Below are 26,191 nucleotides of genomic sequence, written 5' to 3'. Positions count from 1 at the left end.
CGAACCATCAGCCGCGGCGCACCGCTTCGAGACTGGTGGCGAATTCCACCGATGCCATCAGCTTGCGGCAGCGGGCAAATCGGCGCTCTGCATAGGCGCGGAAATCATCCGCGGGATTGCCGTTGGCGAGCTGGATCAGTCCCCACAGGGTCCACAGAAGATCGCACATCGCCTTGTAGATGACCATGCGACCGCGATCGGCGGGAGCAGGCACGCCGCCGAAATAGGCATCGAGCAACGCCTCGTCCTGGTCGGCGTCGAATTCGCCCTCCACCGACAGGTCGCCGAGATCCCACATCGGATCGTTCATGCCGGAATATTCCCAGTCGACGATCCAGATGCGTTCGCCCGTGTCGAGGAAGTTCTCGCACAGCGGGTCGCAATGGCAGGTGACGGACGGCAGTGAACGGGCGGCGAGCGCGGCACGGACATTCTCCGCCAGGGCTACGGCATCATGATAGCCATGAGGCAGCGCCACGTCCTTTTTCGACAGGATCGACAGATAGTCGTCGATCATGGCGAAGAGGTCGAAGGTGGAGGGGAATTGCGCGCCCGAGCCGTGCAACTGCCTGAACGCCTCCCCGGCGCGGCGCACCGAGCCGGGGTCGTCGCGGAAGGCCCTCGGCGACATCGTCCTCGCCCCCTCGATGAAACAGGTGACCATGATGCCGGTGGCGGCATCGACATGGACCACCTCTGGGCTGACGCCGGCGCCGGCCGCCTCGCGCGCCGCGACCGCCTCATGGGCGCGGTTGATGTACTCCTCCGTGCCCTTGCCCGGCAGCCTGAGGCAGTAGTCGCCGACGCGGAAGACAAGATTGGTCAGGCCGCCGAGCCGTTCGACCGGACCAATGTGACCGTCCAGCGCGGCGATGGTCGCCAGCGCATGCTGAAGCCGGTGTTCGGATTCCGTGTCCATGCTCTCGCCTCCGCCGGCCCGGCCCGCCGCAATATCTTGTCCGGCACAGTTTCACAAAGTCCGGGCCAAGGTTATGGTTTGGCAGGCAAAGATGCAATCGCGATCGGAGAACGCAATGAACGACCAGGACAAGACGGCGCGGCTCAGCGGGGTCTATTCGGCGCAAAAGCCCGAGGAACTCGCCAGTCTCTACAACGACTGGGCGGAGAACTACGACGCCGACATGTCCAAGGTCGGCTACCGCCACCCGGCGATCGCTCTCGCCATGCTCGCGCGCCATGTCGAAAAAGGCGCGGCGCCGCTGCTCGACGCCGGCGCCGGCACCGGCCTGATCGGCGAGTGGCTGGCGATCCTCGGCTATCCCGAAGCCGAGGCGCTCGACATCTCCGAGGGCATGCTCAAGGTGGCCGAACGCAAGCGCATCTATACCGCGCTGCACCGGGCACCGCTCGGCGGCGAGCTGCCGTTTCCGAGCGACCGTTTCGCCGCCATTATCTCGACCGGCGTGTTCACTGCCGGCCATGTCGGATCGGAAGGGCTCGATGACCTCGTCCGCATCTGCCGGCCCGGGGGCGTGATCGTGCTGACCATCAAGGATCTCATGTGGGCGAGCAGCTTCGGCGCCCATGTGGCCTCCTTCGAGGAAAAGGGAATGCTCAAGCTGATCGACGACACCGGCCCCTACATCTCGATGCCCGGCGAAGCCGGCACCGAACCGAGCCGCTGTGTGGCAATGAAGGTACGGTGAGGGGGAAAGCGGCCGATTTGCAAAAATGAAAGACAATATTTAGGGATCGCGCCGCTTAATGGGTGCTACCACCGCCCTGCCCGGCCGGCCGAGATCCAATGAAAGCGACGTTCATGACCATGCAGAGATTGCGCACCACGACCCTGATGCTTGGCTGCGGAGCGGCGATGCTTGTGCTGCCGCTTTCGGCCTCGGCCCAGGACGCATCGGCGCCGGGCATCGGCTTCGAAGTCGGCCTTGGCGGCATGGTGGCACCCAGCTACGAGGGCTCGAACCGCTATCTGCTCAGCCCCTATCCGATCATCAGCTTCAACTATCTCAGGCTCTCCAACGGCTTTTCGCTCGGCGGCGGCGACAACGAGGGCCTCAACTTCCGACCGTCCTTCCGCTACATCGGCGAGCGTGACGCCGGCGACGAGCCGGCTCTCACCGGCATGGAGCCGGTCGATGCCGCGATCGAGCTCGGCGCCGGCCTCAAATACACCGCCGGCCCGGTCAGCGTCTTCGGCGACGTCCGCTACGGCGTGTCGGGCCACCACGGCATCGTGGCGGAAATCGGCGCGGACTATCTGATCGAGCCGGTGTCGCGGCTGACGCTGTCGGCCGGACCGCGCCTTTCCTTCGCCTCGGCCGACTACATGAATGCCTATTTCGGCGTGACCCCCGCGGAATCGATCACGTCGGGCTACTCGGCCTACAGCGCCGGCGGCGGGCTCAAGTCGGTCGGCGTGGCGGTCAATGCGCGCTATGATTTCAACGACCATTGGGCGGGCGAAGCCGGCGCCAGCTGGAACCGACTGGTGGGCGACGCGGCCGATTCGCCGCTGATCGCCGCCGGCTCGAAGGACCAGTACACCGCCCGCATCGGCCTGATCCGCAAGTTCCAGATCGGGTTCTGATCCTGGCCGCCCCTCCTGATTTGCCAAAGGGCGCGAGAGAGATTTCGCGCCCTTTGGTTTGCCTGTGATCCGGCTGCGCCGAAAACATGGCATTGCGCTGCCCGCTTCCGGAGATCAGGCCTTCACCCTCGCGTTGTCCGGATCGACCGGCGGTGCGAGATGGATGCGCGCCGGGAATTTCGCGAGCGCGATGACCAGTTCGTAATCGCCCCTAGCAAGGAAGTCATCGGACACGCCGTCCTCGTCGCGGACGTAGCCGTAGCCGATGGATTTTCCGACCGTGTAGCCGTATCCGCCCGAGGTGAGATAGCCCACCGGCTGGCCGTTGCGCAGGATGGTCTCGCGCCCGACCAGCACCGCATCCGGATCGTCGATGACGAAAGCGGCCAGCCGTTTGGTCAAGGGCTTGCCGGCAATCGCCCGCAAGGCCCTGGCGCCGATGAAGTCGATGTTGGACTTCAGCTTCACCGCCCAGCCGAGTCCCGCCTCGAAGGGGGTGTCGTTGGGGGTGATGTCGGAGCCCCAGGCGCGGTAACCCTTTTCGAGTCTCAATGATTCCAGCGCCCGGTAGCCCACCGGGCGGATGTCGAACGGCGCACCGGCCGCCATCAACGCGTCGAAGACCTCGCCGGTGGCCGCAATCGGCACATGCAGTTCCCAGCCGAGTTCGCCTACATAGGTGACGCGCAGCGCCCGGACCGTGTGGCCGGCGATGGCGATCTCGCGGGCATGGCCGAAGGGGAACGCCACGTTCCCGACACCCGCGTCGGTGACCTTCTCCAGCACATGGCGGGCGTCCGGCCCCATCAGCGACAAGGTACCGAAGGTCTCGGTGATGTCGGTGAGCGTGACATCGCCCCCCTCCGGCAGGTGCTCGCGGATCCAGGCCAGATCATGGGTGCGGAAGCCGGTGCCGGTGACGATGTAGAAGCGCTCCTCGCCGAGCCGCGCCACGGTCAGGTCCGCCTCGATACCGCCCCTTGAGTTGAGGAGCTGCGTGTAGGTGAGCCGGCCCACCGGCCTGTCGATCCTGTTGGCGCAGATCCGGTTGAGTGCAGCCAGCGCGTCCGCGCCGGTCATTTCGTACTTGGCGAAGGAGGACTGGTCGAAAATGCCGACATGCTCTCGCACATGGCGATGCTCGAGGCCCACCGCATCAAACCAGTTCTGCCGGCCCATCGCGGGGATGTCGCGCGGCTCGACGCCCTCGGGCGCGAACCAGTTCGGCCGTTCCCAGCCGAGCTTGGAGCCGAAGACGGCGCGGTGCGATTTCAGCCGTTCGTAAAGCGGCGAGACGATGCGGGGCCGCCCCGAAGTGTACTCCTCGTGCGGGAAGCCGATCGTGTAGTGCTTGCCGTAGGCCTCGAGCGTGCGGTCGCAGACCCATTGCCGGTCGCTGTGCATCCCGGCGAAGCGGCGGATGTCGACCACCCAGAGATCGAGCGGCGCTTCGCCCGCCATCACCCATTCGGCCAGCACCCAGCCGGCGCCGCCGCCCGAGGCGATGCCGAAGGCGTTGAAGCCGGCGCCGACATACATGTTGTCACATTCGGGTGCTGCACCGAGGATAAAATTGCCGTCCGGCGTGAAGCTCTCCGGGCCGTTGATCATCTGCTTGACGCCGACCTGGCCGAGCGCCGGAATCCGCTCCATGGCCTGAGTCATGTGCTGCTCGAAATGGTCGAAGTCGTCGTCGAAGAGCCGGAACTCCCAGTCGCTGGGCACGTCGCCCGTCGTCCAGGCCTGCGGGTTGGGTTCGTAGCCGCCCATCACCAGGCCTCCGACCTCCTCCTTGAAATAGGTGCGCCGGTCGGGATCGCGAATGGTGGGCGCGTCGGACGCGAGCCCCTCGATGCGATCGGTGATGATGTACTGGTGCTTGACCGGCTGCAGCGGCACGTTGATGCCGGCCATCGCGCCCAGCTGCCGGGCCCACTGGCCGCCGCAGTTGACCACCTTGTCGCAGGCAATGTCGCCCCGGTCGGTCTTCACCGCGACGATGTGGCCCTCATGCATGTCAAAGCCGGTGACACGAACATTTTCGTGGATTCTGGCGCCGTGCATGCGCGCGCCCTTGGCCAGCGACTGGGTGATGTCCGACGGGCTCGCCTGCCCGTCGGTCGGCAGCCAGCTGGCGCCGACCAGATCATCGACATTCATCAGCGGCCACATGGCTTTCACCTCGGCGGGCGAAAGCAGGTGCATGTCCATGCCGAAGGAGCCGGCAGTGGTGGCGAGCCGCTTGAATTCGGTCCACCGGTCCTCATTGGTGGCAAGCCTGAGGCAGCCGGTCATCTTCCAGCCGGTTTCGAGCCCGGTCTCGGCGTCGAGCCGCTTGTAGAGATCGACCGAATATTTGAGCACCTTGGTGATCGAGGCCGAGGAGCGCAACTGGCCGACCAGGCCTGCCGCATGCCAGGTCGAGCCGGAAGTGAGCTTGCCCTGTTCGATGAGCACGACATCGGCCTTGTGATCGCGGGCCAGATGGTAGGCGGTGGAGCAGCCGATGATGCCGCCGCCGATGACGACGATCTGGGCTCTGTCCGGGAGGGTCATGGATGGATCTTTCCGTTGGTCTTGATGCCGTGGGTGGTTCGCCAATTGTCGAGGGCGGATTGAAAGCGGGCTAGGTTCTCCGCCGTATAGGCCTGATAGTCGACGCCGGGGGCATCGAGATGCAGTTCGGAGACGAGGCTCCACAGCGTTTCGCGCAGCAGCGAGGCACACTGCATGGCTTCGAAGGCGCGCAGGAAGGCCGCGTCGGGCGCATGACCGATGCAGGACTGAATGAGTTCGGCGGATTGCTCCGCGGCCATGCCGGCATTGGAGGCGGCGCCGGCGATGTCGAACAGGGCGGTGTTGAAGCCGGAATATTCGAAATCGATCAGCCAGAGCCGGGAGCCGTCATCCATGAAGTTGGCCGGGAGCAGGTCATTGTGGCCGAAGACGACGGGCAGCGGCACCTGCGCCGCCTCGAATTCCTCGGCCATCGCCAGCCAGAAGCCGAGGCGTTCGGCCATGCGCGAGCCGCCCTGCTCCAGCGTACGGGCATAATCGCGGATGACGTGGAAGACCCAGAACATGAAGCCGGGACCGCGGACATGGCGCGGCATGGTGCGGTGAAAATCGCCGATGAAACGGCCGATGCGACCGGCATTGGCGCACACATCGGCGGCGTCCAAGGTGCGCGCGTCGATGAACTCCGAGACCATGATGCCGGGTTCGGCATGTTCCACCCTGGGGGCGAAACCCGCCTCATGCGCGGCGCGCGCGGTCATGATCTCGCGTTCGCGGATGACATGGTGGAAGGGATAATCACTGCCGAAGCGCACCACATGGCGGCCGGCACGGTCGGATACCAGCCAGCTTTCATTCGACAGCCCGCCCTTGAGCGGCTCGATGGCGATGGCGCCGGAAAAGCACGGCAGCGCCCGGATGCGGTTTTCGGTTGCGGGTCGAATGATGTCCGCCATGACGCTCACTCCAGCCCCAGCCGGGCCCGCACCCGGCCGGCGCCGGCCGAGATCAGCCGGTCGGCGATGATGGCGATGAAGGCCACTGCGAGGCCCGCCACCAGCCCCCTGCCCGTGTCGGCCTTGGTGAGTGCGATGTAGACTTCCTGGCCGAGATCGCGGGTGCCCACCAGCGCGGTGATGACCAGCATGGAGAGCGCGAACATGATGGTCTGGTTGAGACCGAGCATGATTTCCGGAAAGGCGAGCTTGAGCTTGATGCGGGTGAGCAGCTGCCACTCGGTGCAGCCCATGGCGCGGCCGGCCTCAATCAGCCTTGGGTCGACCTTGCGGATGCCGAGCACGGTGTAGCGGATGGCCGGCGCCACGGCGAAGGCAACGATGGCGATCATGGCGGTGAAATCGCCGACGCGGAACAGCATCACCGCCGGCATCAGGTAGACGAAGCTCGGCAGCGTCTGCAGCGTGTCGATGATCACCTGGACCACCGACCAGAGCCGGTCGCGCGAGGCGGTGACGATGCCGATCGGGATGCCGATCAGCGAGGCGATGATGACGGAGATGCCGCAGAGATAGACGGTGATCATCGCCTTCTCCCATTGCCCGGTGGCGGCGATGAGAAACGACAGCCCCGCCGTCAGCAGCGCCAGCCGCAGCCCGCCCAGCCTGAAGCCGGCAAAGCCGAGCAGGCCGACCACGCCGAGCCAGGGCAGCGTCGCCAGGAGCCGCTTGAAGGGAATGAGGATGTTGAGCAGCACCGCGTTCTTGGCCGCTTCGAGCGTGTCGAAGTAGTTGACATTGATCCAGGCCACCACGTCGGACCAGAAGGCGCCGGTGGAGAGCTGCATGGACTGCGGATAGGTGTGCACCCAGGGCAGCACCAGCGCCAGCAGGCTGGCGATGCCGATGGTGGCAAGCGCCGCCAGCAGATAGGGATGGCGGGCGGCGAAACCCTTCCGCGCATCGGACTTGAGCGGCGTCGCCAGCCGGTGGGCGGCGGCCTGGCTCAACCGGTCGAGCGCGATGGCGAGCGCGACGATCGCCAGGCCAGCCTCAAGCCCGGCTCCGAAATCGAGGCGCCGCAGCGCCGCCAGAACGTCGAAGCCGAGACCGCCGGCGCCGATCATCGAGGCGATGATGACCATGTTGAGCGACAGCATGATCACCTGGTTCATGCCGACCATCAGGCTTTCGCGCGCCGTCGGCACCAGGATGCGCCAGGTCATCTGCCGCCGGGTGCAGCCGACCATATTGCCCAGGTCGATGACCTCGGAGGGCACGGCGCGCAGCGACAGGATGGTGATGCGGGTCATCGGCGGCGTCGCATAGATGAGCGTTGCGATCACCGCCGCCGTCGGGCCGAAGCCGAAGAGGAAGAGCACCGGCACCAGATAGGCGAAGACCGGGATCGTCTGCATCAGGTCGAGCAGCGGCGACAGCGCCCGCTCGAAGCCGCGCCAGCGGACGGCGGCGACGCCGCAGAGCAGGCCCAGAATGACGCCAAGCGGGGCGGCCACCAGGATCGAGGCCAGCGTGGTCATGGCGCTCGACCACTGGCCGAAGACGGCTATGAACAGGAAACAGGCCGACACCAGAGCCGCCAGCCGCCGGCCGCCCAGCGCATGGCCCATCAGGGCCACGGCCCCGACCACCGCCAGCCAGGGCAGCGGCGGCAGGATCTGTACGGCAGACGAGCCGCTGCCCTCCAGGAAGCCGGTCGACAGCAGGCTCTGCGCCAGCCGGTAGGGCAGTTCGACGATGGCGGAGATGAAGCGGGTCATGTCGGTGAAGCTGAACAGGCCGAAGGTGGCGTCGTTGATCAGCCATTTCATCGCCGCCGAGATCCAGCGCGCCGCCGGCACGGTCCAGCCGCGCGGATAATCGAAGGCCCAGCCGGCGAGCGACCGGCCATAGAGCCAGAAGCCGACGAAGGCGATGAGCACCACTCCCCAGACGACCGGCACGCGCGACGCGTGACTTGCGGACCACGGGCCGGCCGCTGGGGAGGAGAGGTGTGCGTCCGGGCTCGCCATGCTCAGCCCTTCAGCATCAGGGAGACGACGGCGTCGCGGTGAAGCGTGCCGATGACGGCGCCGTCGGCACCGGTGACGCCCAATTGCGAAGCGCCGTCGAGAAACAGGGGCGCCGCCTCGGCGATGGTGGCGCGGGCGTCGACCTTCGGACCGGCGTCTTCGGAGCCGCCGGCCGTCATCAGGCTTTCGGCACGCACCACCTTGGCGCGGGTGACGTTGCGGGTGAATTCGGACACATAGTCCGTCGCCGGCTTGAGCACGATCTCCTCGGGCGTGCCGGCCTGGACGATCACCCCGTCCTTCATGATGGCGATGCGGTCGGCAAGCCTGATCGCCTCGTCGAAATCATGGGTGATGAAGACGATGGTCTTCCTCAGCACCGACTGCAAGCGCATGAACTCGTCCTGCATCTCGCGGCGGATCAGCGGATCGAGCGCCGAGAACGGCTCGTCGAGGAACCAGATCTCCGGCTCGACGGCAAGCGAGCGGGCGATGCCGACGCGCTGCTGCTGGCCGCCGGAGAGCTGGCGCGGAAAGGCGTCCTCCCTGCCCGCAAGCCCGACCAGATCGATGACCTCGCGGGCGCGGGCCTCGCGCCCTGCCCGGCCCATGCCCTGGATGTCGAGCGGAAAGGCGACATTGTCGAGGACGCTCAGATGCGGCAGCAGCGCGAAATGCTGAAACACCATGCCCATGAGATGACGGCGGATCTCGATCATGCGCTGGCTGGAGGCGGCAAGCAGGTTCTCGCCCTTGAACAGGATCTCGCCGCTCGTGGGCTCGATCAGCCGCGACAGGCAGCGCACCAGCGTCGATTTGCCGGAGCCCGACAGGCCCATGATGACGAAGATCTCGCCCTCGCGCACCTCGAGATTGACATCGCGGACGGCGCCCACCAGGCCAGCTGCGGCCATGCCTTCGCCATCGGCGGCGGTGCCGCCCGCCTCGAGCCAGGACCGTGCATCGGCGCCGAACAGCTTCCACACATTGCGGCAGACTAGTTTGGGGTCGGGGAAGCTCATGTCGGATCCATCGGCATCGCGGGCGGGCAAGCGCCTGGCTGGCCTCGACCGCCCGGACCTGCGCCCGGTTCGGCATCACGGGTCGAACTGTGGCAAGATCCCGCGCGGCGGCAAATACTCGTTACGCCTGCCGCCGCGCGGTCCACCAGTCCTTCGGTTGAATCAGGAATTCAGGGCTTATTTCTTGATCCAACCCGACCATCGATCCTTGTTGGCCGCCATCCAGTCGGCGACCACGGCATCGACCGACTTGCCGTTGAGATCGACCTCGGTGATCATCGACCCCATCTCGTCATTGTCGAGCGTGAACGCCTTGACCGCCTGATAGGCGCCGGGCCACTTGTCCTTGACGCCGGACCAGCCGACTTTCCAGATCTCGCCGAACGGCTTGCCGCAGTCATAGGCCATGTCCGGGTTGGAGCCCCACGCCGGGTCGGAATAACACTCGGCGGTGTATTCCGGGAACTCGACCCATTCGCCCTTGTACTTCGCCGGGGCCCAGTGTGGCGCATAGATCCACAGCATGATCGGCGCTTCGCGCTGGTAGGCGCTCTCGAGTTCGGCGAACAGGGCCGCATCGGTACCCGCGTGAATGACCTCGAAGGGCAGGTCCAGCGCCTCGACGCGTTCATCGTCAAAACCGCCCCAGGTGACCGGACCGCCGAGATAGCGGCCCTTGGGCGCGGTCTCCGGAATCGAGAAGGCCTCGGCGCAGGCCGGCTCCTTCAAGGCAGTCCAATCGGGCAGGCCCGGGCATTTGGCCTTCATGTATTCGGGATACCACCACTCTTCCTTGGCCTTCATGCCGGTCGGACCGAAATTCTCCACCTTGCCGGTGGCGGTCGCCGCGTCCATCGCCTCACGGCCGGTGGTCTCCCACATCTCCATGGCGATATCGAGATCGCCGGTCTCGAGGCCGGCGAACTGGGCGAGATAATCAGCCTGCACGTATTCGATCGAATAGCCCGCCTGCTTGAGCACCTCGCCCATGATATTGGTGGTGATGAGCTGGCCCGTCCAGTCATGCAGGGTGAGCGTGATGGTGTCGGTGGATTCCTGGGCGGACACAGCCGAGAGCGCCACGCAGGAGGCCGCCGCCATGGCCAGCGCCGCCGCGCCGCATCTAAGCGATCTCCGGACCGTATTCGTGGATGACTGCATGCTGTGCCTCCTGTTCGCCCGATGAATGGTTTGTGCCGGCGACGCTTGTCCCGGGCCTGCCACTCAAACGGGGAGGCCTGCTGGTGCGCACTCTCGTTCTCAAGGGGTGGATCCCACACCAGCTTCAGGATCTTGTCAATCAAGTTTTGTGGTTATTTCTGCCTTTTGTGCCCGTTTGATGCCGATGTGGTTGCCAATATCCGGGTTTCTGCATAGAAAACGGGCGAAGAACCGATGAAGCCCGCCGCACCCGGAGTGAACAAGAGATGCTGTCCAAGCGCCACACGGAAATCCTGCGGCTGCTGTCGGAGGAAGGAACGATCACCATCGCCGACCTCGCCGCACGGCTGAGTGTCTCGCTGGAGACGGTGCGCCGCGATGTCAGGCCGCTCACCCAGTCGGGCGCTGTGCAGAAGATGCACGGCGCGGTCGGCCTTGCCGGCCAGCTGGGCGAAGCACCCTTCCAGCGCCGCATGCGCGAGCACGCCGACGCCAAGCGCGCCATCGCCCGGACCATGGCCGGCATGATCCGCGACGGCGATTCGATCATGCTGGACACCGGCACCACCACCAGTTTTGTCGCCCGCGAGCTGCTCGGTCACCGGAGGCTGACCGTGGTGACCAATTCCTCAGACATTGCCAGGACGCTGGCCACCGTCAACGGCAACCGTGTCTACATGGCCGGCGGCGAGCTGCGCAGCGATTCCGGCGCCGCCTTCGGCGTCTCCGCCATCGAGTTCATCGCCAAGTTCTCCGTGGCGCACGCCATCATCTCCGCCGGCGCGGTGCATGCCGAGGCCGGCGTGATGGATTACGATCTCGAGGAGGCGGAATTCGCCCGCATGGTTCTGTCGCGCGGCGAGCGGACGCATGTGGTGACCGACAGGAGCAAGTTCGGACGCCGCGGGCTGGTGTCGGTCTGCGGCTTTTCGGGCATCGACCACCTGGTCACCGATGCGGCGCCGGACGCCGAGATAGCCACGGCCCTGGAAACCGCCGGCGGTCGACTGATGCTTCCCGCCTGACGGCGCAGGGGCGCACATCGGATCGGCGGCGGCCCGTTTGAGGGCAGATCGCCCACCAGACAGCCAAAAGTTTATGCAGATACAAGCCTGTGCACAGCCAGGGGCGAATTGGCTCCGCGATTGCTTGACAGCGCCAGGGCCGCGTGCACTCTATTTCGTTCCATCCGGCTGGCGGGCTGAGGCCTGCTCATGACCAGAGGTGTTTGAAAACGCTACAATAAATGATCCGGGAGTGTCTTGAATGAAACATCTATCCAAACTGTTGGCAGCGGCCACAGTGTCGACCATGCTGGCCTTTCTGCCGCAGGGCGCGCAGGCGGAAACACCCGCCGATACGCTGATCCAGGCCTGGGCCATCGATGACATCATTTCGCTGGATCCGGCGGAAGTGTTCGAATTCACCGCCTCGGAACTGCTGGGCAACGCCTATCAGGGCCTGATCGGCTATGACGTCAAGGACGTCTCCAAGATCTTCGGCGTCGTGGCGGAGAAATGGGAAGTCTCCGAAGACGGCAAGACCTTCACCTTCACCATCCGTCCGGGCATGAAATTCGCCTCCGGCAACCCGATCACCGCCGAGGACGCCGTCTACACGCTGCAGCGTGCGGTCAAGCTCGACAAATCGCCGGCCTTCATCCTGACCCAGTTCGGCTTCTCGGCCGACAATGTCGACGCCAAGATCCGCAAGACGGGCGACATGACGTTCGAATTCGAGATGGACAAGAACTACGCGCCGACGCTGGTGCTCTACTGCCTGACGGCGACCGTCGGCTTCATCGTCGACAGCGAGCTGGTCAAGAGCCATGAGGTCGACGGCGACTTCGGCTACAACTGGCTCAAGACCAACTATGCCGGTTCGGGCGCATTCTCGATTCGCGAATGGCGTGCCAACGAAGTCGTGGCACTCGACCGCAACGACAATTATTCTGGCGACGCCGCGCCGATGGCGCACGCCATCTACCGCCATATCCCGGAAGCCTCCACCGAACGGCTGCTGCTCGAGAAGGGCGACATCGACATCGCCCGCAAGCTCGGCCCGGACGAAATCCAGGCGCTCTCGAGCAATCCCGACATCGCCATCGACAAGGGCGTCAAGGGCTCGATCTACTATCTCGGCCTGAACCAGAAGAACGAGTATCTCGCCAAGCCGCAAGTGCGCCAGGCGCTCAAGTATCTCGTCGACTACGACACCATCGCCGACACGATCATGAAGGGCATGGTCATCAAGCACCAGGCCTTCCTGCCGCTCGGCTTCCTGGGCGCGCTCGAAGACAATCCGTTCTCGCTCAACGTGGAGAAAGCCAAGGAACTGCTGGCCGAAGCCGGTCTGCCCGACGGCTTCTCGGTGACCATGGACACCCGCAACACGCCCGACATCACCGCGATGGCGCAGGCGATGCAGCAGACCTTCGCCGAGGCCGGCATCAAGCTGGAAATCATCCCCGGCGACGGCGGCCAGACGCTCACCAAGTACCGCGCCCGCACCCATGACATCTATATCGGCCGCTGGGGTCCGGACTACCAGGATCCGCACACCAATGCGGACACCTTCGCGCGCAATCCGGACAATTCCGACGACGCAAAGTCCAAGCCGCTGGCCTGGCGCAATGCGTGGGACATTCCGGAAATGACCAAGAAGGCCGATGCGGCGGTGCTGGAACCCGATGCGGACAAGCGGGCGGCGATGTATGTCGAACTGCAGAAGGAATCTCAGGAAACCTCGCCCTTCGTCATCATGTTCCAGGAAATCGAAGTCATCGCACGGCGCAAGAACGTCGAGGGCTTTATTGTCGGACCGTCGTTCAACGACAACTCGTTCAAGGCTGTGACCAAGTAAGTGACGGACATGACCATTCAATCGGAAGGGCGCGCAAGCGCCCTTCCAGGCTGGCTTTTCAAGCTCGGCAAGCTGACGGCTACCGTGGCGTTCACCCTTTTCGGCCTGCTGCTGGTCACCTTCCTGATCGGCCGCGTGGTCCCCGTGGATCCGGTCCTGTCCGTGGTCGGTGACCGCGCCTCGCCATCGACCTACGAGAAGGTCTATCTGGAGCTCGGGCTCGACAGGCCGCTGTACGAACAATTCTATCTCTACGCCAAGAAGGCCGTGACCGGCGACTTCGGCGAAAGCCTGCTCACCAAGAAGCCGATCATCTCGGACCTGGCCCGCGCCTTCCCGGCCACGCTGGAGCTTGCCACCGTCGGCATCATCATCGGCACGCTGCTCGGCATCCCGGCCGGCGTCTGGGCGGCCGTGCGCCAGGGTCGGCTCATCGACCAGCTGGTGCGGATCTTCGGGCTCGTGGGCTATTCGGCGCCGATCTTCTGGCTCGGCCTCATGGGTCTCCTGCTGTTCTACGCCAAATGGGAACTGGTCGCCGGTCCCGGGCGGATCGACATTTCCTATGAGTACTCCTTCACATCGACCACAGGGCTGATGCTGCTCGACACCGCCATGCAGGGCCAGTGGGCGGCCTTCCGCAACGTGGTCTCGCACATCGCGCTGCCCGCCTGCCTGCTCGGCTATCTGTCAATGGCCTATATCGCACGGATGACGCGAAGCTTCATGCTCAATGAACTGGCGCAGGAATATGTGGTCACCGCCCGGGTCAAGGGCGTGGCCGAATGGCGCATCATCTGGGTGCACGCGCTCAGGAACGCCGCAGTGCCGCTGGTGACCGTGATCGCGCTGTCCTACGCCAATCTGCTCGAGGGCTCGGTGCTGACCGAAACCGTGTTCGCCTGGCCCGGCCTCGGACAATACCTGACCAATTCGCTGCAGAATGCCGACATGAACGCCGTTCTCGGCGGTACGCTGCTCATCGGCATCGTCTTTGTCGGTCTCAACATCTTCTCGGATCTGCTCTACACGCTGCTCGATCCTCGCGTGAGGACACGGCTTTGACATCGCTCGACACCCTTCCGGCAAAGCCCGGCCTTCGCCAATGGCTGCTCTCCGAGCAGCCGAGTTCGCGACGGCAGGCCCGCTTCGGCCAGTCCTACCGCGCCTGGCTCGCCTTCCGCTCCAACCGGCTCGGCATGATCGGACTCGGCATCGTCGTGGTGCTGGTGCTGGTGGCAATCTTCGCCGGCTTCATCGCACCCTACGATCCGCTGACCGGCGGCGACCTGCGCACCGCCCGGCTGCTGCCGCCCTCCTGGGATCACCTGATGGGCACCGACGACCTCGCCCGCGACATCTTCTCGCGCATCGTCTACGGTTCGCGGGTCACGCTGGTGGTCGTGGCGCTGGTCGCAGCCATCGCCACGCCGGTCGGCTTGCTGGTCGGCACGTCGGCGGGCTATTTCGGCGGCTGGGTGGACACCGTGCTCATGCGCGTCACCGACATCTTCCTTGCCTTTCCGCGGCTGATCCTTGCGCTGGCCTTCGTGGCGGCCCTCGGGCCCGGCATCGAGAACGCCATCATCGCCATCGCGATCACCTCCTGGCCGCCCTATGCGCGACTGGCGCGCGCCGAGACGCTGACCATCCGCAACGCCGAGCACATCGACGCAATCCGGCTGCAGGGCGCTTCCTCGCTCAGGATCATCTGGGGCCATGTGGTGCCGCTGTGCCTGCCCTCGGTCATCATCCGGGTAACGCTCGACATGGCCGGCATCATCCTCACCGCCGCGGGGCTGGGCTTCCTCGGCCTCGGTGCGCAGCCGCCGCAGCCGGAATGGGGCGCGATGATCGCCGCCGGCCGCCGATTCCTCATCGACTTCTGGTGGGTCGCGACCATGCCCGGCATTGCCATCTTCATCGTATCGCTCGGGTTCAATTTCCTCGGCGACGGGCTGCGCGACGTGCTTGATCCGAAGGCGCAGAAATGAGCCCGCTTCTCGACGTCAGAAACCTGCGCATCTCCTTCCCCTCCCGGCAGGGCCCGGTGGAAGTGGTGCGCGGCGTCTCGTTCACGCTCGGGCGCGAGCGGCTCGGCATCGTCGGCGAAAGCGGCTCCGGAAAGTCGCAGACCGGCCGGGCGCTGCTGGGGCTGACGCCGCCCTCGGGGCGCGCCACCGCCGACAGGCTGGAATTCGACGGCGTCGACCTCCGGCACGCCACGCCGAAGACCTGGCGCTCGTTGCGCGGCGCGCGCATGTCGATGGTGATGCAGGACCCGAAATTCTCGCTCAACCCGGTGATGACCATCGGCAAGCAGCTCATCGAGGCGGTGAAACTGCATGGCGGCAAGGCGGAGGCCCGCGACAAGTCGCTGGCGATGCTGGAAGCCGTGCAGATCCGCGACCCGGAACGGGTGATGGCCGCCTATCCGCACGAGCTCTCCGGCGGCATGGGCCAGCGCGCGATGATCGCCATGATGCTGGTCACCGAACCGGACCTGCTGATCGCCGACGAGCCGACTTCGGCACTCGACGTCACCGTCCAGATCGAGGTGCTGCGCATTCTCGACAATCTGGTCACGCAGCGCGGAATGGGACTGATCTTCATCAGCCATGACCTGCATCTGGTCTCCACCTTCTGCGACCGGGTGCTGGTGATGTATGCGGGTCAGGTGGTCGAGGAAATCGATGCGGCCGACCTGCAGAACGCCAGGCATCCCTACACCCGCGGCCTGCTCAACTGCCTGCCGAAGATCGAAGGCGGCGTGCGGCCGCTGCCGGTGCTCACACGCGACGCCGCCTGGCTGAAAGCGGGGGGCTGACCATGGCGATGCTCGATATCCACGACCTGGCGGTCACCTTCGGCCACGGCGCCCGCGCCGTGCACGCGTTGCGCGGGGTCTCGTTCAGCGTGAACGAAGGCGAGAGCTACGGCATCGTCGGCGAGAGCGGCTCGGGCAAGTCGACGGTGCTGCGCGCCATCTGCGGGCTGACGCCTATGAGCGGCGGCACGGTGACGCTTGACGGCAAGGCGCTTGCCACTCCGCGCGACCCGGCCTTCTACCGCCGGGTGCAGATGGTGTTCCAGGATCCCTACGCCTCGCTGCATCCCCGCCACACCATCGACAGGGTGCTGTCCGAACCGCTGGCCATCCATGGCTTCGACCGGCGCGAGAACCGCATCGAGCAGGCGCTCGACGAGGTCGGCCTCGGCAAGGGCTTCCGGTTCCGCTACCCGCATCAATTGTCCGGCGGCCAGCGCCAGCGCGTGGCGATCGCCCGGGCGCTGATCCTGGAGCCGAAGGTGCTGCTGCTCGACGAGCCCACGTCGGCGCTTGACGCCTCGATCCAGGCCGAGGTGCTCAACCTGCTCGACCGGCTCCGCGCCGAGCGCGGGCTCACCTATGTGCTGGTCAGCCACGACCTTGCCGTGGTCGCCCATATGTGCGAACGCCTGCTGGTCATGCAGCACGGCCTCGCCGTGGAGGCGCTGACTCGGGAAGCCCTGCAAGCCAGCCGGGCCACCCAGGACTACACACGAAATCTGATGGCCGCGAGCCTTGGCTTCACCCGAGCCGCCATTCCAGCCTGACACAGGACCGCACAATGACGATGATTCCGGTTTTCGACGGACACAATGACTTTCTGCTGCGCCTGTTGCGCGCGCCGGAAAAGCGCGGCGCGACATGGCTCGAGGGCGACGGCAGCGGCCATCTCGACCTGCCGCGAATGCGGAAGGGCGGCTTTGCCGGCGGCTTCTTCGCCATCTACATCCCCTCGCCGCCGGAGGATCGGCCCGACGACCGCGACGACCTGATGGACAACCCGCCCTACGCGCTCGACCTGCCGCGGGAGCTCGATCTCGGCTATTCCCAGACGGTGGCGCTGGCGATGGCGGGTCATCTCCTGTGGATGGAGCGGTCGAGCGAGGGCCGGTTCAGGATCTGTCGCACGGCCTCCGAAGTGCGGGAGACGATCACGCGCGGCGCGATTGCCGCCATCATGCACATGGAGGGCGCCGAGGCTATCGATCCCGATCTTGATTCACTCTACAGCTTCCACGCCATGGGCCTGCGCTCGATCGGCCCGGTGTGGAGCCGGCCGACCGCCTTCGGCCACGGCGTGCCCTTCGTCTTTCCGGGCACGCCCGACACCGGGCCGGGCCTGACCGACGCCGGCAAGCGACTCGTCAAGACCTGCAATGAACTCAGGGTCATGATCGACCTGTCGCATCTCAACGAGAAGGGGTTTGACGATGTCGCCAAACTCTCCGACGCACCGCTGGTCGCCACCCATTCCAACGCTCATGCGGTGACGCCGTCGACACGCAATCTCACTGACCGGCAGCTGTCGATGATCGCCGAATCCGGCGGCATGGTCGGGCTCAACTTCGCCACCGTGTTCCTGCGTCCCGACGGGCGCCGTTCCAGCGACATGACGCTCGAGCCGATGCTGCGGCATCTCGACCACCTGATCGGGATCCTCGGCGAGGATCATGTCGGCATGGGGTCCGACTTCGATGGCGCAGCCATTCCCGACCCGATCACCGATGTCAGCGGCCTGCCGGCGCTCACCGAGGCAATGCGCGTCCACGGCTATTCCGAGGAGCTCGTCAGGAAGCTCTGCCTCGACAACTGGCTGGGACTGCTGGACCGGACGTTCAGGGACTGAGTTCCGGCCTGGTGCTATTTCCGTTTCCCGCAATCGGAGCGCGGAGTTCGCCCTGCCGCCGCGCGACGCGCCTGGTCAGCTCATAGTTGGCGGAGATGAGGCGCATCATCTCCGCAATCTCCTTCCGGACAACCCGCAGCTCGTCCAGGTTCAGCTTGGCCTGCTTTGCCAGGAAATCCAGGCTGACAGCATCGGTCGGCATGATCTCTAACCGCGGGACAATGACCCGCCTCATTCTAGCGCGCATCGGCCAAACCACAAACACCGGTCTGGCAGATCCCGAGCCGCCATCCCGGCAACACTCCCGGTCCGCCGCAAAGCGTCACGCCACCTCTTCGATGCGAGCCTCGATGTCGCGGCGCAACAGCGCCACATTGCGCTTGTTGGCCTTGAAGCCGATGTCGAAGAGATCGCCCAGCAGAGGCACCGCGCCGATGGCGAGATCGATGCCGGAATTGAGCGCCATCTGCATCAGCGTCATCCGGCGGGCCCCGAGCCTGTGACCCTTGTAGAGCAGGTAGGCCGCCGGCAGCAGCGTGACTGCATCGCCGACGCCCGGCACCAGGCCGAGAATCCCGTCCCAGCCGATGCGCATGCCGATGCCCGGGATGCGGAACTGCGAGTCCAGCGCATTGGCAAGGGTGTCGAGCCTGGAGAGCTCGCGGCGCAGTTCCGCGCTCATCGGCGTGCGATGATCCAGACGGCGTGGACGATGCCCGGAATGTAGCCGAGCAGCGTCAGCAGCAGATTGATCCAGAAATGCTTGCCGAGGCCCTCCTGAAGGAACACGCCGAGCGGCGGCAGCAGGATGGCGATGAGAATGCGAACGAGATCCATGGGTGGGTTGCCTGTCTTGCAAAAATTCGGGGCTCGCAGGCTGAACGTGTCGAGCCGCAAAGGGTTCCGCGGCAGCCAATCGCAGACACTGCCTATTGGCATCCAGTCCTAGTCAAGTCCGGGAACCGTCGGACCCGTCATACTCAGGCCTGTCCCAAGGATCTGCTGGTCCTTGTGCGAGGTGCCGTCCGTGCGCCTCGACGGACGGAACATCTTGCCGGCCCTGGCGTTGTCTGCGCAACATGAGGTTCCCACATATGAAAATCCCCCTGATCGCCGCCGCCCTGTCGCTTGCCGCCCTGGCCCTGCCCGCCCAGGCTGCCACCCGCGACTTCTTCTCCGACCTGTCCGGCCAGTGGTCCGGGTCGGGCAAGGCCTATCTCGCCAAGATGGGAGATGTCTCGGCGACCTGCAAGCTGTCGGTCGACGGCGCCTCGCGCACCGTGGCCATGAGCGGCAACTGCGGCCTGCTGGTGTTCCGCCAGGCGCTCGGGCTGAAGCTCAAATCCACCGATGGCAACCGCGTCACCGGTACCTACACGGGATCGAAGACCGGTCCGGCGCGGCTCAGCGGCGCGGTGAAGGGCCAGCGGCTCAACCTGGCCGTGGCCTGGAATGGACCTGTCAACGGCGACCGCGCCGCGCAGATGGTGTTGACCCGCTCGGGCGAGAACAGTTTTGAGCTGACCGTGATCGACAAGGTCGACGGCCAGACCCGCAACACGTCGCGCTTCTCGTTCCGCCGCAATTGAGCCGCCGCCGTCGGCAACGCCGGAAGTAAGGATTTGCCGCGGGATCCGGAGGCTGCGCTCACAGCCGCCGGGCGCGGCTCACGCCCCCTTCGGCCGGAACGCCTTGAGCACGTCGTCGCGCGTCTCGATGCGGCCGGCGCCGATGAGATCCAGGCAATAGGGCACGGCCGGGAAGACGGCGGTCAGGCAGGTGTCGATCGCCGCCGGCTTGCCGGGAACGTTGATGATCAGCGTCCGGCCGCGCACGCCGGCCGTCTGCCGCGACAGGATCGCGGTCGGCACTTCCTCGAAGCTCACGCGCCGCATCAGTTCACCGAAGCCCGGAAGCTCCATGGTGATCACCTCACGCATAGCCTCGGGCGTGAGATCGCGCGGTGACGGTCCGGTGCCGCCCGTGGTCAGCACCAGATCGGCGCCGTCCTCGTCGCAGAGCGCGATCAGCGCGTCGCGCACGCTCTGCATGCCGTCGGGAATGATCTTGCGGACGATCTCGCACTCCGAGGCGATCACTTTGCGCAGCCAGGCTTCCATGGCCGGACCGCTCAGATCCTCGTATTCGCCGCGGCTGGCGCGGTCGGAAATGGTCAGGGCAACGATCTTCATGTCGGTCTCCGTGGTTCGGCGCTTCTTATCCGAGTTTCGCCGCGGCTCCAACTCCACGCGATTCACACATTTCGGAGGTGGCCGGACCGGGACGGAAGAGAGAGCGTGCCGCCCTTTGGCGCCGGCGGCATGAGGGCGAAGAGAGAGGCCGCAGGAACGTCAGGCACCACTGCGGGCTTCTCCACACACTCCGAGCCAGCGCGTCGCGCCGCACCCTCACCCGTCGCCCCGGCCGCCGAGCCGGGGGCCCAGCCACCGCGCGTCAGCGCGTTGAGAGACTCCTTTTCGAGGTGACACTCCAGGAGTCCCCCGGCTCGCGGGCCGGGGTGAAGGCGTCAAGACGCTGAAATTGCTTCCTCTCCCACAAGGGGAAAGGTGGAAATGCGGAGAGCGCGGCACCCTGCCTCCCCCTTGAGGGGGTCCGCAGGACGGCGATTGGACCGGCGGAGCCGGGACAGAGCCGGTGGGGGTGCCGGGATCCAACGCAGATTCGGCTCTCGCTGATGGTTCGCGACCCCCACCCGGATCAGCTTCGCTTACGCTCGCTTCTCCGACCTGCCCTCAAGGGGGAGGTAGAAATCCTGTCCAGACCGGATAGCTGATTTACAGCCTGCCATTCGACTCTCTCGCATCGTCTTTCCACGCCGAAATCGCCTGCCCAATGCTGGACATGACACAAGCCATGGCTATTGTCGGCACTGCTTTCCGCGTAGCCGAATCCCGCCCCAAAGGACCTTTCCGTGACTCTCGACACGTCCCGTCTCGATTTCGCCATCGCCCTTTCCAAAGCCGCCGGCGCCCGTGCGCTCGAGGCCTTCGGCTCCATCGACAGCCTGACGATCGAGAGCAAGGGGCATCAGGACCTGGTGTCGAACGCCGACAAGGAGACCGAGGCCTTCGTCCGCGCCGAGATCGCCAAGGCCTATCCCGACGACGGCATCGTCGGCGAGGAAGATGCACCAAAGCGCGGGACGACCGGCTGGGACTGGGTTATCGACCCGATCGACGGGACGGCCAACTTCGTCCGCGGCATCCCGCAATGGTGCGTCATCATCGCGGTCACCTACAAGGGCCGCACCGAAATCGGCGCCATCAACGAACCCTGCTCGGGCGAGACATTCTCGGCGATGCGCGGCCACGGCGCCTTCGTCAACGGCAAGCGAATGGCGGTGTCGAAGTCGGTGAGCCTGTCGGACGGCTCGGTCGGCACCGGCTTCTCCGGCCGCAAGAATCCGCGCGGCATCGTACCGATAATCGCCGACCTCATGGATGCCGGCGGCATCTTCTTCCGCAATGCTTCGGGTGGGCTGATGCTGTCCTATGTCGCCGCAGGCCGATTGATCGGCTATATCGAGGAGCACATGAACTCCTGGGATTGTTTGGCTGGATTGCTGATGATCGAGGAAGCCGGCGGCAGAATCGTCGAGCCGGATCCGGAGACAGTGCTGATGTCGGGCACGATGGTGCTGGCGGGAGCACCCGGCGTCTACGACGCAATCGCCGAGATCGCCCACCGGCATTTCGTCAAGTAGAAGCTGCTTGAACTCCTTGCCGGACTGATTCACAAATGACCGGCATGCGGCTGGTCCCACAGGGTTTTTGGGCAAATCGACATCGCAGCATGAGTTATAGAAACCGGTTCTATCGATCATGAAAATGCGGTATGATGAGTTATAGAAAGGACTTCTATAGCTCATGCCCTGGAACTGGCAGCATCCGGATTGGCCGCAATTTACCCATGACAGCGCGGCGCTCGCCCCATTGGAGGCGCAGTTTCAGCGCCAGTCAGGCATTGTCGTGGGCGCGCTGAAACATGTCAGTGACAGCCAGAAAGATGATCTGATCGTCGAGCTTATCAGCACCGAGGCCGTCAAGACGTCGGAGATCGAGGGCGAAATCCTCAATCGTCAATCCGTGCAGGCATCCATTAAACGGAATTTCGGACTGGGAGCCCCCTTCCGCAAGGCGACGCCCGCCGAACAGGGCATCGCCGAAATGATGACTTCGCTGTACAAAACCTTCGACGATCCGCTGAGTGATCTGGCGTTGTTCCAATGGCACGAAATGGTCACAAGCGGGCGGACGGATCTTGGCGATATCGGGCGCTACCGGACCCATGACGAGCCAATGCAGATCGTGTCGGGAGCCGACTACGACGCCAGAATTCACTTCGAAGCGCCACCCTCCAGACAGGTGAAGGCCGAGATGGCCCGGTTTCTTGACTGGTTCAATGGCAGTGGGGCGCTGCCGCCGGTCACCCGGGCAGGAATCGCGCATCTCTATTTCGAATCCATCCATCCGTTCTTAGACGGGAACGGGCGTATCGGTCGGGCCATCGCGGAAAAGGCGCTCTCGCAAAGCCTGGGACATCCAACCCTACTGGCGCTGTCGCATACGATCCAGGCCGACAGAAAGGCCTACTATCTCAATTTGCAACAATACACCAAGGCCCCGGAGATCACCGTCTGGCTCGTGTATTTCGCGAAGACAATCCTGAAGGCGCAAGACTATTCCCTCAGCCTGATCGAGCACCTGATCGCCAAGACGAAACTCTATGTCCGCTTGCGCGGGCAATTGAACGAGCGGCAGGAAAAGGCGATTGCGCGGATGTTCCGTGAAGGACCGGACGGCTTCAAGGGCGGCCTGAGCGCCGAGAAATATATCGCCATCACGGGAACATCGCGCCCCACGGCAACCCGCGATCTTGCCGACCTGGTCCTGAAAGGGGCCTTGACGCGGACCGGAGAGCGTCGTCATGCGCGCTATTGGCTGGGTGGGCTGACCGACAGCGGCGGATAGGCCTTGCTGCAAAGGCTCAGTCTCTGCGCCTGATATCTCTCTGTCTATGGAAGTGCCCTCACGGCACGATCAGCACCGGCCCGCGCGCGGGGAAGCTCAGCCCGACCGCGTCGCCGGCCTTGATCGGGGCGTCGACATCGCCGCAGATGGCGAAGATCTCGCCGGCCCCGCTCTGGACGACGCATTCGAGATGGCTGCCGGCATAGGTAACCTTCTTCAGCGTGGCGGGCAGGCTGTTGGGGGTGCCCGCCGGCGCGATCTCGATGCGGTCGGGGCGGATGGCAAGCCGCCCGGGACCGACGGGCAGGCCGCGCGCAGCCAGCGACAGCGTCACCGGTCCGAGCGCGACGGTGGCGGTCTCGCCGTCCACCCTGCGGATCTCGCAGTCGAGCAGATTGGCCTCGCCGATGAAGTCGGCGACGAAGGCGCTCGCCGGCGCATCGTAGAGATCGCGCGGCGTGCCCTCCTGGGCGATGACGGCGTTGTTCATGACGATGATGCGGTCGGAGACCGCCAGCGCCTCCTCCTGGTCATGGGTGACATAGACCACGGTCAGCCCCAGCGTCTGCTGGATCTCGCGGATCTCCTCGCGCACATGGCGCCGGAGCTTGGCGTCGAGATTGGAGAGCGGCTCGTCGAAGAGCAGCACCTGCGGCTCGAGCACCAGGGCGCGGGCAACGGCGACGCGCTGTTGCTGGCCGCCCGAGAGCTGGCTCGGCAACCGCTCGCCAAAACCGTCGAGGCCGACAAGCTTCAGCCCGGCGATGGCGCGATCGCCGATCTCCTGTTTGGCGAAACCCGAGAATTTCAGCCCGAACTCGACATTCTCGCGCACGCTCATATGCGGAAACAGCGCATAGGACTGGAACACCATGGAGACGTCGCGATCGGTGGCGGGCAGCGCGGACACGTCCTCGCCGCCGATCAGGATCTGGCCGCTGGTCACCATCTCCAGCCCGGCGATCATCCGCAAAGTGGTGGTCTTGCCGCAGCCCGAGGGACCGAGCAGCGTCACCAGCCTGCCCGGCTCGACGAACAGCGAGACCTGGTCCACCGCCGCCACCCTGGCATTGGGATAGACCTTGGTGACGTTCCGGAACTCGACAGAGGCAGCCTTGCCCTTGATGTCAGTCATTCAACCGCCTCCTGCGATGGCTTGATTGGCGCCGCCCGCGGGCAGGCTGACATTGGAGCGCCAGCCCGCCTTCTGCGGATCGCCGCCGATGTCGCGCCGGCCGATGTCGCGGCGACCGACGGCGAGCTGCATCAGCCCGATGACGACGAGCATGACGAAGATCATCATGGTCGCATAGGCGATGGCGATGCCGTACTCATTGTTCTCGACGCGGCCGACGATGTAGCTGGTGGCCATGTCGTAGCGCGCCGAGACGAGGAAGATCACGGCGCTGATCGCCGTCATGGCGCGGACGAAGGAATAGACCAGCGCCGCGAGAATCGCCGGCCGCAAGAGCGGCAAAATAACCTTGCGGAAGGTCTGGAACGAGTTGGCGCCCAGCGTCAGCGCCGCCTCGTCGAGGCTCTTGTCCAGCTGCGACATCGAGGCCACCCCTGCCCTCACACCCACCGGCATGTTGCGGAAGATGAAGGACAGCACCAGGATGATGCCGGTGCCGGTGAGCTCGATCGGCGGCACGTTGAAGGCGATGACATAGGAGACGCCGATCACCGTGCCGGGAATGGCGAAGGAGAGCATGGTGCCGAACTCGAAACCCTGCTTGCCGCGGAAATTCTGCCGGACCAGCAGATAGGCGGTTATCAGCCCGATGACGGCGGTCAGCGGCGCCGAGATCAGCGAAATCATGATCGTGGTGAAGAAGGAACTCCAGGCCGAACCCGACCAGTGGATGCCGAATTCGTTCCAGCCTACGGAGAAGGCCTGGATGTAGTGGGCGAGCGTCAGCGAATTGTCGATGCCCCAGAGCCTGACGAAGCTGGCGTAGAAGATGGTGGCGTAGACAATGACCGTGAAGACGATCCAGAGGCCGGCGATGGTGAAGATGGCGAGCGCCACCGGCCGCGGCAGCGGCGGATGCACGCCGGCGTCACCCTTGCCGGACACGGTGGTGTAGGACTTCTTGCCGAGCCAGAAGCGCTGCGCATAGAACGCCGTCAGCGTGAAGGCGAGCAGCACCAGCGCCAGCACCGCTGCCTGGGCCTGGTCGTACTGCGCGCCGACGATGGCGAAGAAGATCTCCGTCGACAGCACGTCGAAATTGCCGCCCAGCACCAGCGGGTTGCCGAAATCGGCCATGCTCTCGATGAAGCCGAGCAGGAAGGCGTTGGCAAGGCCGGGCCGTATCAGCGGCAGGGTGACATGGACGAAGGTCTGCCAGCGGTTGGCGCGCAGAGTCTGCGCCGCCTCCTCCATCGACGGGCTGACTCCCTCGACGACGCCGATGAGAACCAGAAAGGCGATCGGCGTGAACGCCAGCACCTGGGCGATCAGCAGGCCGGGAAGGCCATAGACCCAGCGGGTCGGCTGATAGCCGAAGACCTCCGCAAGGCCCTGGTTGACGGCCCCGGAAAGTCCGAAGAGCAGGATGATGGCAAGGCCGATCACGAAGGGCGGAGTGATGATCGGCAGCACGGTGAGCGCGCGAAGGGCGTTGCGGAAGCCCATGCTCGTCCGCGTGGCGACGAGCGCGAAGACCAGTCCCAGCAGTGTGGTGACGATGCCGACGACGATCGCGAGGAACAGCGAATTCCATGCCACCCCGCAGCGTCCCGATCCCGACAGGCAGTCGAGGCCCCAGAGCCTGGCGGCAAACAGCTTTCCGCCGAAGGAGCCCAGCGAATAGCCGCCCTTGTCGGTGAGCATGGCGTTGGCCAGCATCTGCAGGATCGGCACGAAGATGAACAGCGTGACCATGGCGACGACGAAGACGATGGAGCTGACGACGAAGACATCGCCGCCGACCGCGCCGCGGGCGGCGATGCCGAGCGACATGAGGAAAAGGAAGGAGCCGCCCACCAGCAAGGCGCCGTAGCCCATGCCGAACTGACGGTCGCCGAGCTCGCCGAACAGCGCGGTCATCCACTCGAAGCGCCAGCCGCGCAGGCCGATGCCGTAGCCCTGCAGGAAGAACCAGACGAGGCCCAGCGCGCCGACGGTGATCAGGAGTGTGGCGAAGAACGGGTCGCTCTTCTGCCGCCGCCAGGCCAGGAGCGGCAGCGCCAGCAGCAAGGCCATGGGCGCCAGCCAGGGCGTCTTGCCCTGGCCGACAAGAAACAGCGCCGGCGCCAGCTCGGGCTCCATGGGATAGCCGCGGGACAGCCAGCCGAAGGCGAAGAAATTGCTCTCCAGCCCGTACCAGGGCAGCACGGCGAAGCCGAGCCACCCGACCGCCATCCACAGGACGACGGTCGGATGCAGGAGGTGGTCCTTG

24 protein-coding genes are annotated in these 26,191 nt (G+C 65.2%); 12 read left to right on the top strand and 12 right to left on the bottom strand.

What is annotated here, in order from left to right; all coding sequences use genetic code 11:
• Positions 1-7: 7 nt before the first annotated feature.
• Positions 8-919 carry a phosphotransferase family protein gene (locus DFR52_RS10310; protein WP_110031831.1) on the bottom strand — a complete coding sequence of 304 codons (912 nt, stop codon included), beginning with the start codon at positions 917-919 and terminating at the stop codon, positions 8-10.
• 115 nt (positions 920-1,034) lie between these two features.
• On the opposite strand from DFR52_RS10310, the gene DFR52_RS10305 reads away from it, so the two are divergent.
• A complete protein-coding gene (locus DFR52_RS10305; RefSeq protein ID WP_110031830.1) occupies positions 1,035-1,667 on the top strand; it encodes a class I SAM-dependent DNA methyltransferase in 633 nt (210 codons plus the stop codon).
• Between the two features lie 113 nt (positions 1,668-1,780).
• On the top strand, positions 1,781-2,566 hold the full coding sequence (locus DFR52_RS10300) for a MipA/OmpV family protein (protein WP_158284927.1): 786 nt from the start codon (positions 1,781-1,783) through the stop codon (positions 2,564-2,566).
• 114 nt (positions 2,567-2,680) lie between these two features.
• Here DFR52_RS10300 and DFR52_RS10295 read toward each other — a convergent pair whose 3' ends face one another.
• The 5 genes from DFR52_RS10295 to DFR52_RS10275 all read right to left on the bottom strand — a co-directional run bounded on the left by DFR52_RS10295 (position 2,681) and on the right by DFR52_RS10275 (position 10,255).
• Positions 2,681-5,122 (bottom strand): GcvT family protein, encoded by a 2,442-nt coding sequence (locus DFR52_RS10295; protein WP_110031828.1) that lies wholly within the window; start codon positions 5,120-5,122, stop codon positions 2,681-2,683.
• Positions 5,119-6,039: a choline/ethanolamine kinase family protein gene (locus DFR52_RS10290; RefSeq protein WP_110031827.1), complete on the bottom strand. Its 921-nt coding sequence runs from the start codon at positions 6,037-6,039 to the stop codon at positions 5,119-5,121. Before DFR52_RS10290 ends, DFR52_RS10295 begins: the two co-directional genes overlap by 4 nt.
• A 5-nt stretch (positions 6,040-6,044) precedes the next feature.
• Positions 6,045-8,072, bottom strand: coding sequence for an ABC transporter permease (locus DFR52_RS10285; RefSeq protein ID WP_110031826.1), 2,028 nt, complete (start codon positions 8,070-8,072; stop codon positions 6,045-6,047).
• A gap of 2 nt (positions 8,073-8,074) precedes the next feature.
• Positions 8,075-9,094: a quaternary amine ABC transporter ATP-binding protein gene (locus DFR52_RS10280; RefSeq protein ID WP_110031825.1), complete on the bottom strand. Its 1,020-nt coding sequence runs from the start codon at positions 9,092-9,094 to the stop codon at positions 8,075-8,077.
• A 177-nt stretch (positions 9,095-9,271) separates the two neighbouring features.
• On the bottom strand, positions 9,272-10,255 hold the full coding sequence (locus DFR52_RS10275) for an ABC transporter substrate-binding protein (protein ID WP_170132244.1): 984 nt from the start codon (positions 10,253-10,255) through the stop codon (positions 9,272-9,274).
• A 266-nt stretch (positions 10,256-10,521) separates the two neighbouring features.
• On the opposite strand from DFR52_RS10275, the gene DFR52_RS10270 reads away from it, so the two are divergent.
• The 7 genes from DFR52_RS10270 (at position 10,522) to DFR52_RS10240 (ending at position 17,793) form a co-directional block, all read left to right on the top strand.
• Entirely contained in the window at positions 10,522-11,280 is a 759-nt protein-coding gene (locus DFR52_RS10270; RefSeq protein WP_110031823.1) for a DeoR/GlpR family DNA-binding transcription regulator, read from the top strand.
• Between the two features lie 241 nt (positions 11,281-11,521).
• Positions 11,522-13,117: an ABC transporter substrate-binding protein gene (locus DFR52_RS10265; protein ID WP_110031822.1), complete on the top strand. Its 1,596-nt coding sequence runs from the start codon at positions 11,522-11,524 to the stop codon at positions 13,115-13,117.
• 9 nt (positions 13,118-13,126) lie between these two features.
• On the top strand, positions 13,127-14,182 hold the full coding sequence (locus DFR52_RS10260; RefSeq protein WP_110032063.1) for an ABC transporter permease: 1,056 nt from the start codon (positions 13,127-13,129) through the stop codon (positions 14,180-14,182).
• Positions 14,179-15,111 (top strand): ABC transporter permease, encoded by a 933-nt coding sequence (locus DFR52_RS10255; protein ID WP_110031821.1) that lies wholly within the window; start codon positions 14,179-14,181, stop codon positions 15,109-15,111. The genes DFR52_RS10260 and DFR52_RS10255 overlap by 4 nt, the downstream gene beginning before the upstream one ends.
• Positions 15,108-15,944, top strand: coding sequence for an ABC transporter ATP-binding protein (locus DFR52_RS10250; protein WP_110031820.1), 837 nt, complete (start codon positions 15,108-15,110; stop codon positions 15,942-15,944). The genes DFR52_RS10255 and DFR52_RS10250 overlap by 4 nt, the downstream gene beginning before the upstream one ends.
• Before the next feature lie 8 nt (positions 15,945-15,952).
• Positions 15,953-16,714 (top strand): ABC transporter ATP-binding protein, encoded by a 762-nt coding sequence (locus DFR52_RS10245; RefSeq protein WP_210205824.1) that lies wholly within the window; start codon positions 15,953-15,955, stop codon positions 16,712-16,714.
• Between the two features lie 14 nt (positions 16,715-16,728).
• On the top strand, positions 16,729-17,793 hold the full coding sequence (locus DFR52_RS10240; protein ID WP_110031818.1) for a dipeptidase: 1,065 nt from the start codon (positions 16,729-16,731) through the stop codon (positions 17,791-17,793).
• Here the strand turns inward: DFR52_RS10240 and DFR52_RS10235 are convergent.
• The 3 genes from DFR52_RS10235 to DFR52_RS10225 form a co-directional block, all read right to left on the bottom strand.
• Positions 17,783-17,995: a hypothetical protein gene (locus DFR52_RS10235; RefSeq protein ID WP_110031817.1), complete on the bottom strand. Its 213-nt coding sequence runs from the start codon at positions 17,993-17,995 to the stop codon at positions 17,783-17,785. The two genes, DFR52_RS10240 and DFR52_RS10235, sit on opposite strands and share 11 nt — an antisense overlap.
• Before the next feature lie 120 nt (positions 17,996-18,115).
• On the bottom strand, positions 18,116-18,475 hold the full coding sequence (locus DFR52_RS10230) for a DUF4112 domain-containing protein (RefSeq protein ID WP_110031816.1): 360 nt from the start codon (positions 18,473-18,475) through the stop codon (positions 18,116-18,118).
• Positions 18,472-18,630, bottom strand: coding sequence for a YqaE/Pmp3 family membrane protein (locus DFR52_RS10225; protein WP_110031815.1), 159 nt, complete (start codon positions 18,628-18,630; stop codon positions 18,472-18,474). The genes DFR52_RS10230 and DFR52_RS10225 overlap by 4 nt, the downstream gene beginning before the upstream one ends.
• Positions 18,631-18,887: 257 nt before the next feature.
• Between DFR52_RS10225 and DFR52_RS10220 the strand changes: the two genes are divergently transcribed.
• Positions 18,888-19,382, top strand: a complete 495-nt coding sequence (locus tag DFR52_RS10220) for a hypothetical protein (RefSeq protein WP_110031814.1) — start codon at positions 18,888-18,890, stop codon at positions 19,380-19,382.
• 78 nt (positions 19,383-19,460) lie between these two features.
• Here the strand turns inward: DFR52_RS10220 and mog are convergent, their stop codons facing one another.
• Positions 19,461-19,985 (bottom strand): molybdopterin adenylyltransferase, encoded by a 525-nt coding sequence (mog, locus tag DFR52_RS10215; RefSeq protein WP_110031813.1) that lies wholly within the window; start codon positions 19,983-19,985, stop codon positions 19,461-19,463.
• A 740-nt stretch (positions 19,986-20,725) separates the two neighbouring features.
• On the opposite strand from mog, the gene DFR52_RS10210 reads away from it, so the two are divergent.
• On the top strand, positions 20,726-21,517 hold the full coding sequence (locus DFR52_RS10210) for an inositol monophosphatase family protein (RefSeq protein ID WP_110031812.1): 792 nt from the start codon (positions 20,726-20,728) through the stop codon (positions 21,515-21,517).
• A gap of 163 nt (positions 21,518-21,680) precedes the next feature.
• Positions 21,681-22,784: a Fic family protein gene (locus tag DFR52_RS10205; protein WP_110031811.1), complete on the top strand. Its 1,104-nt coding sequence runs from the start codon at positions 21,681-21,683 to the stop codon at positions 22,782-22,784.
• 58 nt (positions 22,785-22,842) lie between these two features.
• Here DFR52_RS10205 and DFR52_RS10200 read toward each other — a convergent pair whose 3' ends face one another.
• Positions 22,843-23,919: an ABC transporter ATP-binding protein gene (locus tag DFR52_RS10200; RefSeq protein WP_110031810.1), complete on the bottom strand. Its 1,077-nt coding sequence runs from the start codon at positions 23,917-23,919 to the stop codon at positions 22,843-22,845.
• Positions 23,920-26,154, bottom strand: coding sequence for an ABC transporter permease (locus tag DFR52_RS10195; RefSeq protein WP_110032062.1), 2,235 nt, complete (start codon positions 26,152-26,154; stop codon positions 23,920-23,922).
• Positions 26,155-26,191 lie beyond the last annotated feature (37 nt).

This window comes from Hoeflea marina, assembly GCF_003182275.1.
GTDB lineage: Bacteria > Pseudomonadota > Alphaproteobacteria > Rhizobiales > Rhizobiaceae > Hoeflea > Hoeflea marina.
The sequence above is the reverse complement of the archived record's forward strand: the minus strand, read 5'-3'. Positions and strand labels throughout refer to the sequence as shown.

Bases quoted from the DNA above. Each gene is read 5' to 3' on its own strand.
- DFR52_RS10205 (WP_110031811.1), top strand. From the start codon at position 21,681: ATGCCCTGGAACTGGCAGCATCCGGATTGGCCGCAATTTACCCATGAC.
- mog (WP_110031813.1), bottom strand. From the start codon at position 19,985: ATGAAGATCGTTGCCCTGACCATTTCCGACCGCGCCAGCCGCGGCGAA.
- DFR52_RS10195 (WP_110032062.1), bottom strand. From the start codon at position 26,154: ATGGCGGTCGGGTGGCTCGGCTTCGCCGTGCTGCCCTGGTACGGGCTG.
- DFR52_RS10295 (WP_110031828.1), bottom strand. From the start codon at position 5,122: ATGACCCTCCCGGACAGAGCCCAGATCGTCGTCATCGGCGGCGGCATC.
- DFR52_RS10265 (WP_110031822.1), top strand. From the start codon at position 11,522: ATGAAACATCTATCCAAACTGTTGGCAGCGGCCACAGTGTCGACCATG.
- DFR52_RS10290 (WP_110031827.1), bottom strand. From the start codon at position 6,039: ATGGCGGACATCATTCGACCCGCAACCGAAAACCGCATCCGGGCGCTG.
- DFR52_RS10275 (WP_170132244.1), bottom strand. From the start codon at position 10,255: ATGCAGTCATCCACGAATACGGTCCGGAGATCGCTTAGATGCGGCGCG.
- DFR52_RS10310 (WP_110031831.1), bottom strand. From the start codon at position 919: ATGGACACGGAATCCGAACACCGGCTTCAGCATGCGCTGGCGACCATC.
- DFR52_RS10280 (WP_110031825.1), bottom strand. From the start codon at position 9,094: ATGAGCTTCCCCGACCCCAAACTAGTCTGCCGCAATGTGTGGAAGCTG.
- DFR52_RS10260 (WP_110032063.1), top strand. From the start codon at position 13,127: ATGACCATTCAATCGGAAGGGCGCGCAAGCGCCCTTCCAGGCTGGCTT.
- DFR52_RS10270 (WP_110031823.1), top strand. From the start codon at position 10,522: ATGCTGTCCAAGCGCCACACGGAAATCCTGCGGCTGCTGTCGGAGGAA.
- DFR52_RS10300 (WP_158284927.1), top strand. From the start codon at position 1,781: ATGACCATGCAGAGATTGCGCACCACGACCCTGATGCTTGGCTGCGGA.
- DFR52_RS10245 (WP_210205824.1), top strand. From the start codon at position 15,953: ATGCTCGATATCCACGACCTGGCGGTCACCTTCGGCCACGGCGCCCGC.
- DFR52_RS10305 (WP_110031830.1), top strand. From the start codon at position 1,035: ATGAACGACCAGGACAAGACGGCGCGGCTCAGCGGGGTCTATTCGGCG.
- DFR52_RS10220 (WP_110031814.1), top strand. From the start codon at position 18,888: ATGAAAATCCCCCTGATCGCCGCCGCCCTGTCGCTTGCCGCCCTGGCC.
- DFR52_RS10235 (WP_110031817.1), bottom strand. From the start codon at position 17,995: ATGCCGACCGATGCTGTCAGCCTGGATTTCCTGGCAAAGCAGGCCAAG.
- DFR52_RS10240 (WP_110031818.1), top strand. From the start codon at position 16,729: ATGACGATGATTCCGGTTTTCGACGGACACAATGACTTTCTGCTGCGC.
- DFR52_RS10285 (WP_110031826.1), bottom strand. From the start codon at position 8,072: ATGGCGAGCCCGGACGCACACCTCTCCTCCCCAGCGGCCGGCCCGTGG.
- DFR52_RS10225 (WP_110031815.1), bottom strand. From the start codon at position 18,630: ATGGATCTCGTTCGCATTCTCATCGCCATCCTGCTGCCGCCGCTCGGC.
- DFR52_RS10200 (WP_110031810.1), bottom strand. From the start codon at position 23,919: ATGACTGACATCAAGGGCAAGGCTGCCTCTGTCGAGTTCCGGAACGTC.
- DFR52_RS10250 (WP_110031820.1), top strand. From the start codon at position 15,108: ATGAGCCCGCTTCTCGACGTCAGAAACCTGCGCATCTCCTTCCCCTCC.
- DFR52_RS10230 (WP_110031816.1), bottom strand. From the start codon at position 18,475: ATGAGCGCGGAACTGCGCCGCGAGCTCTCCAGGCTCGACACCCTTGCC.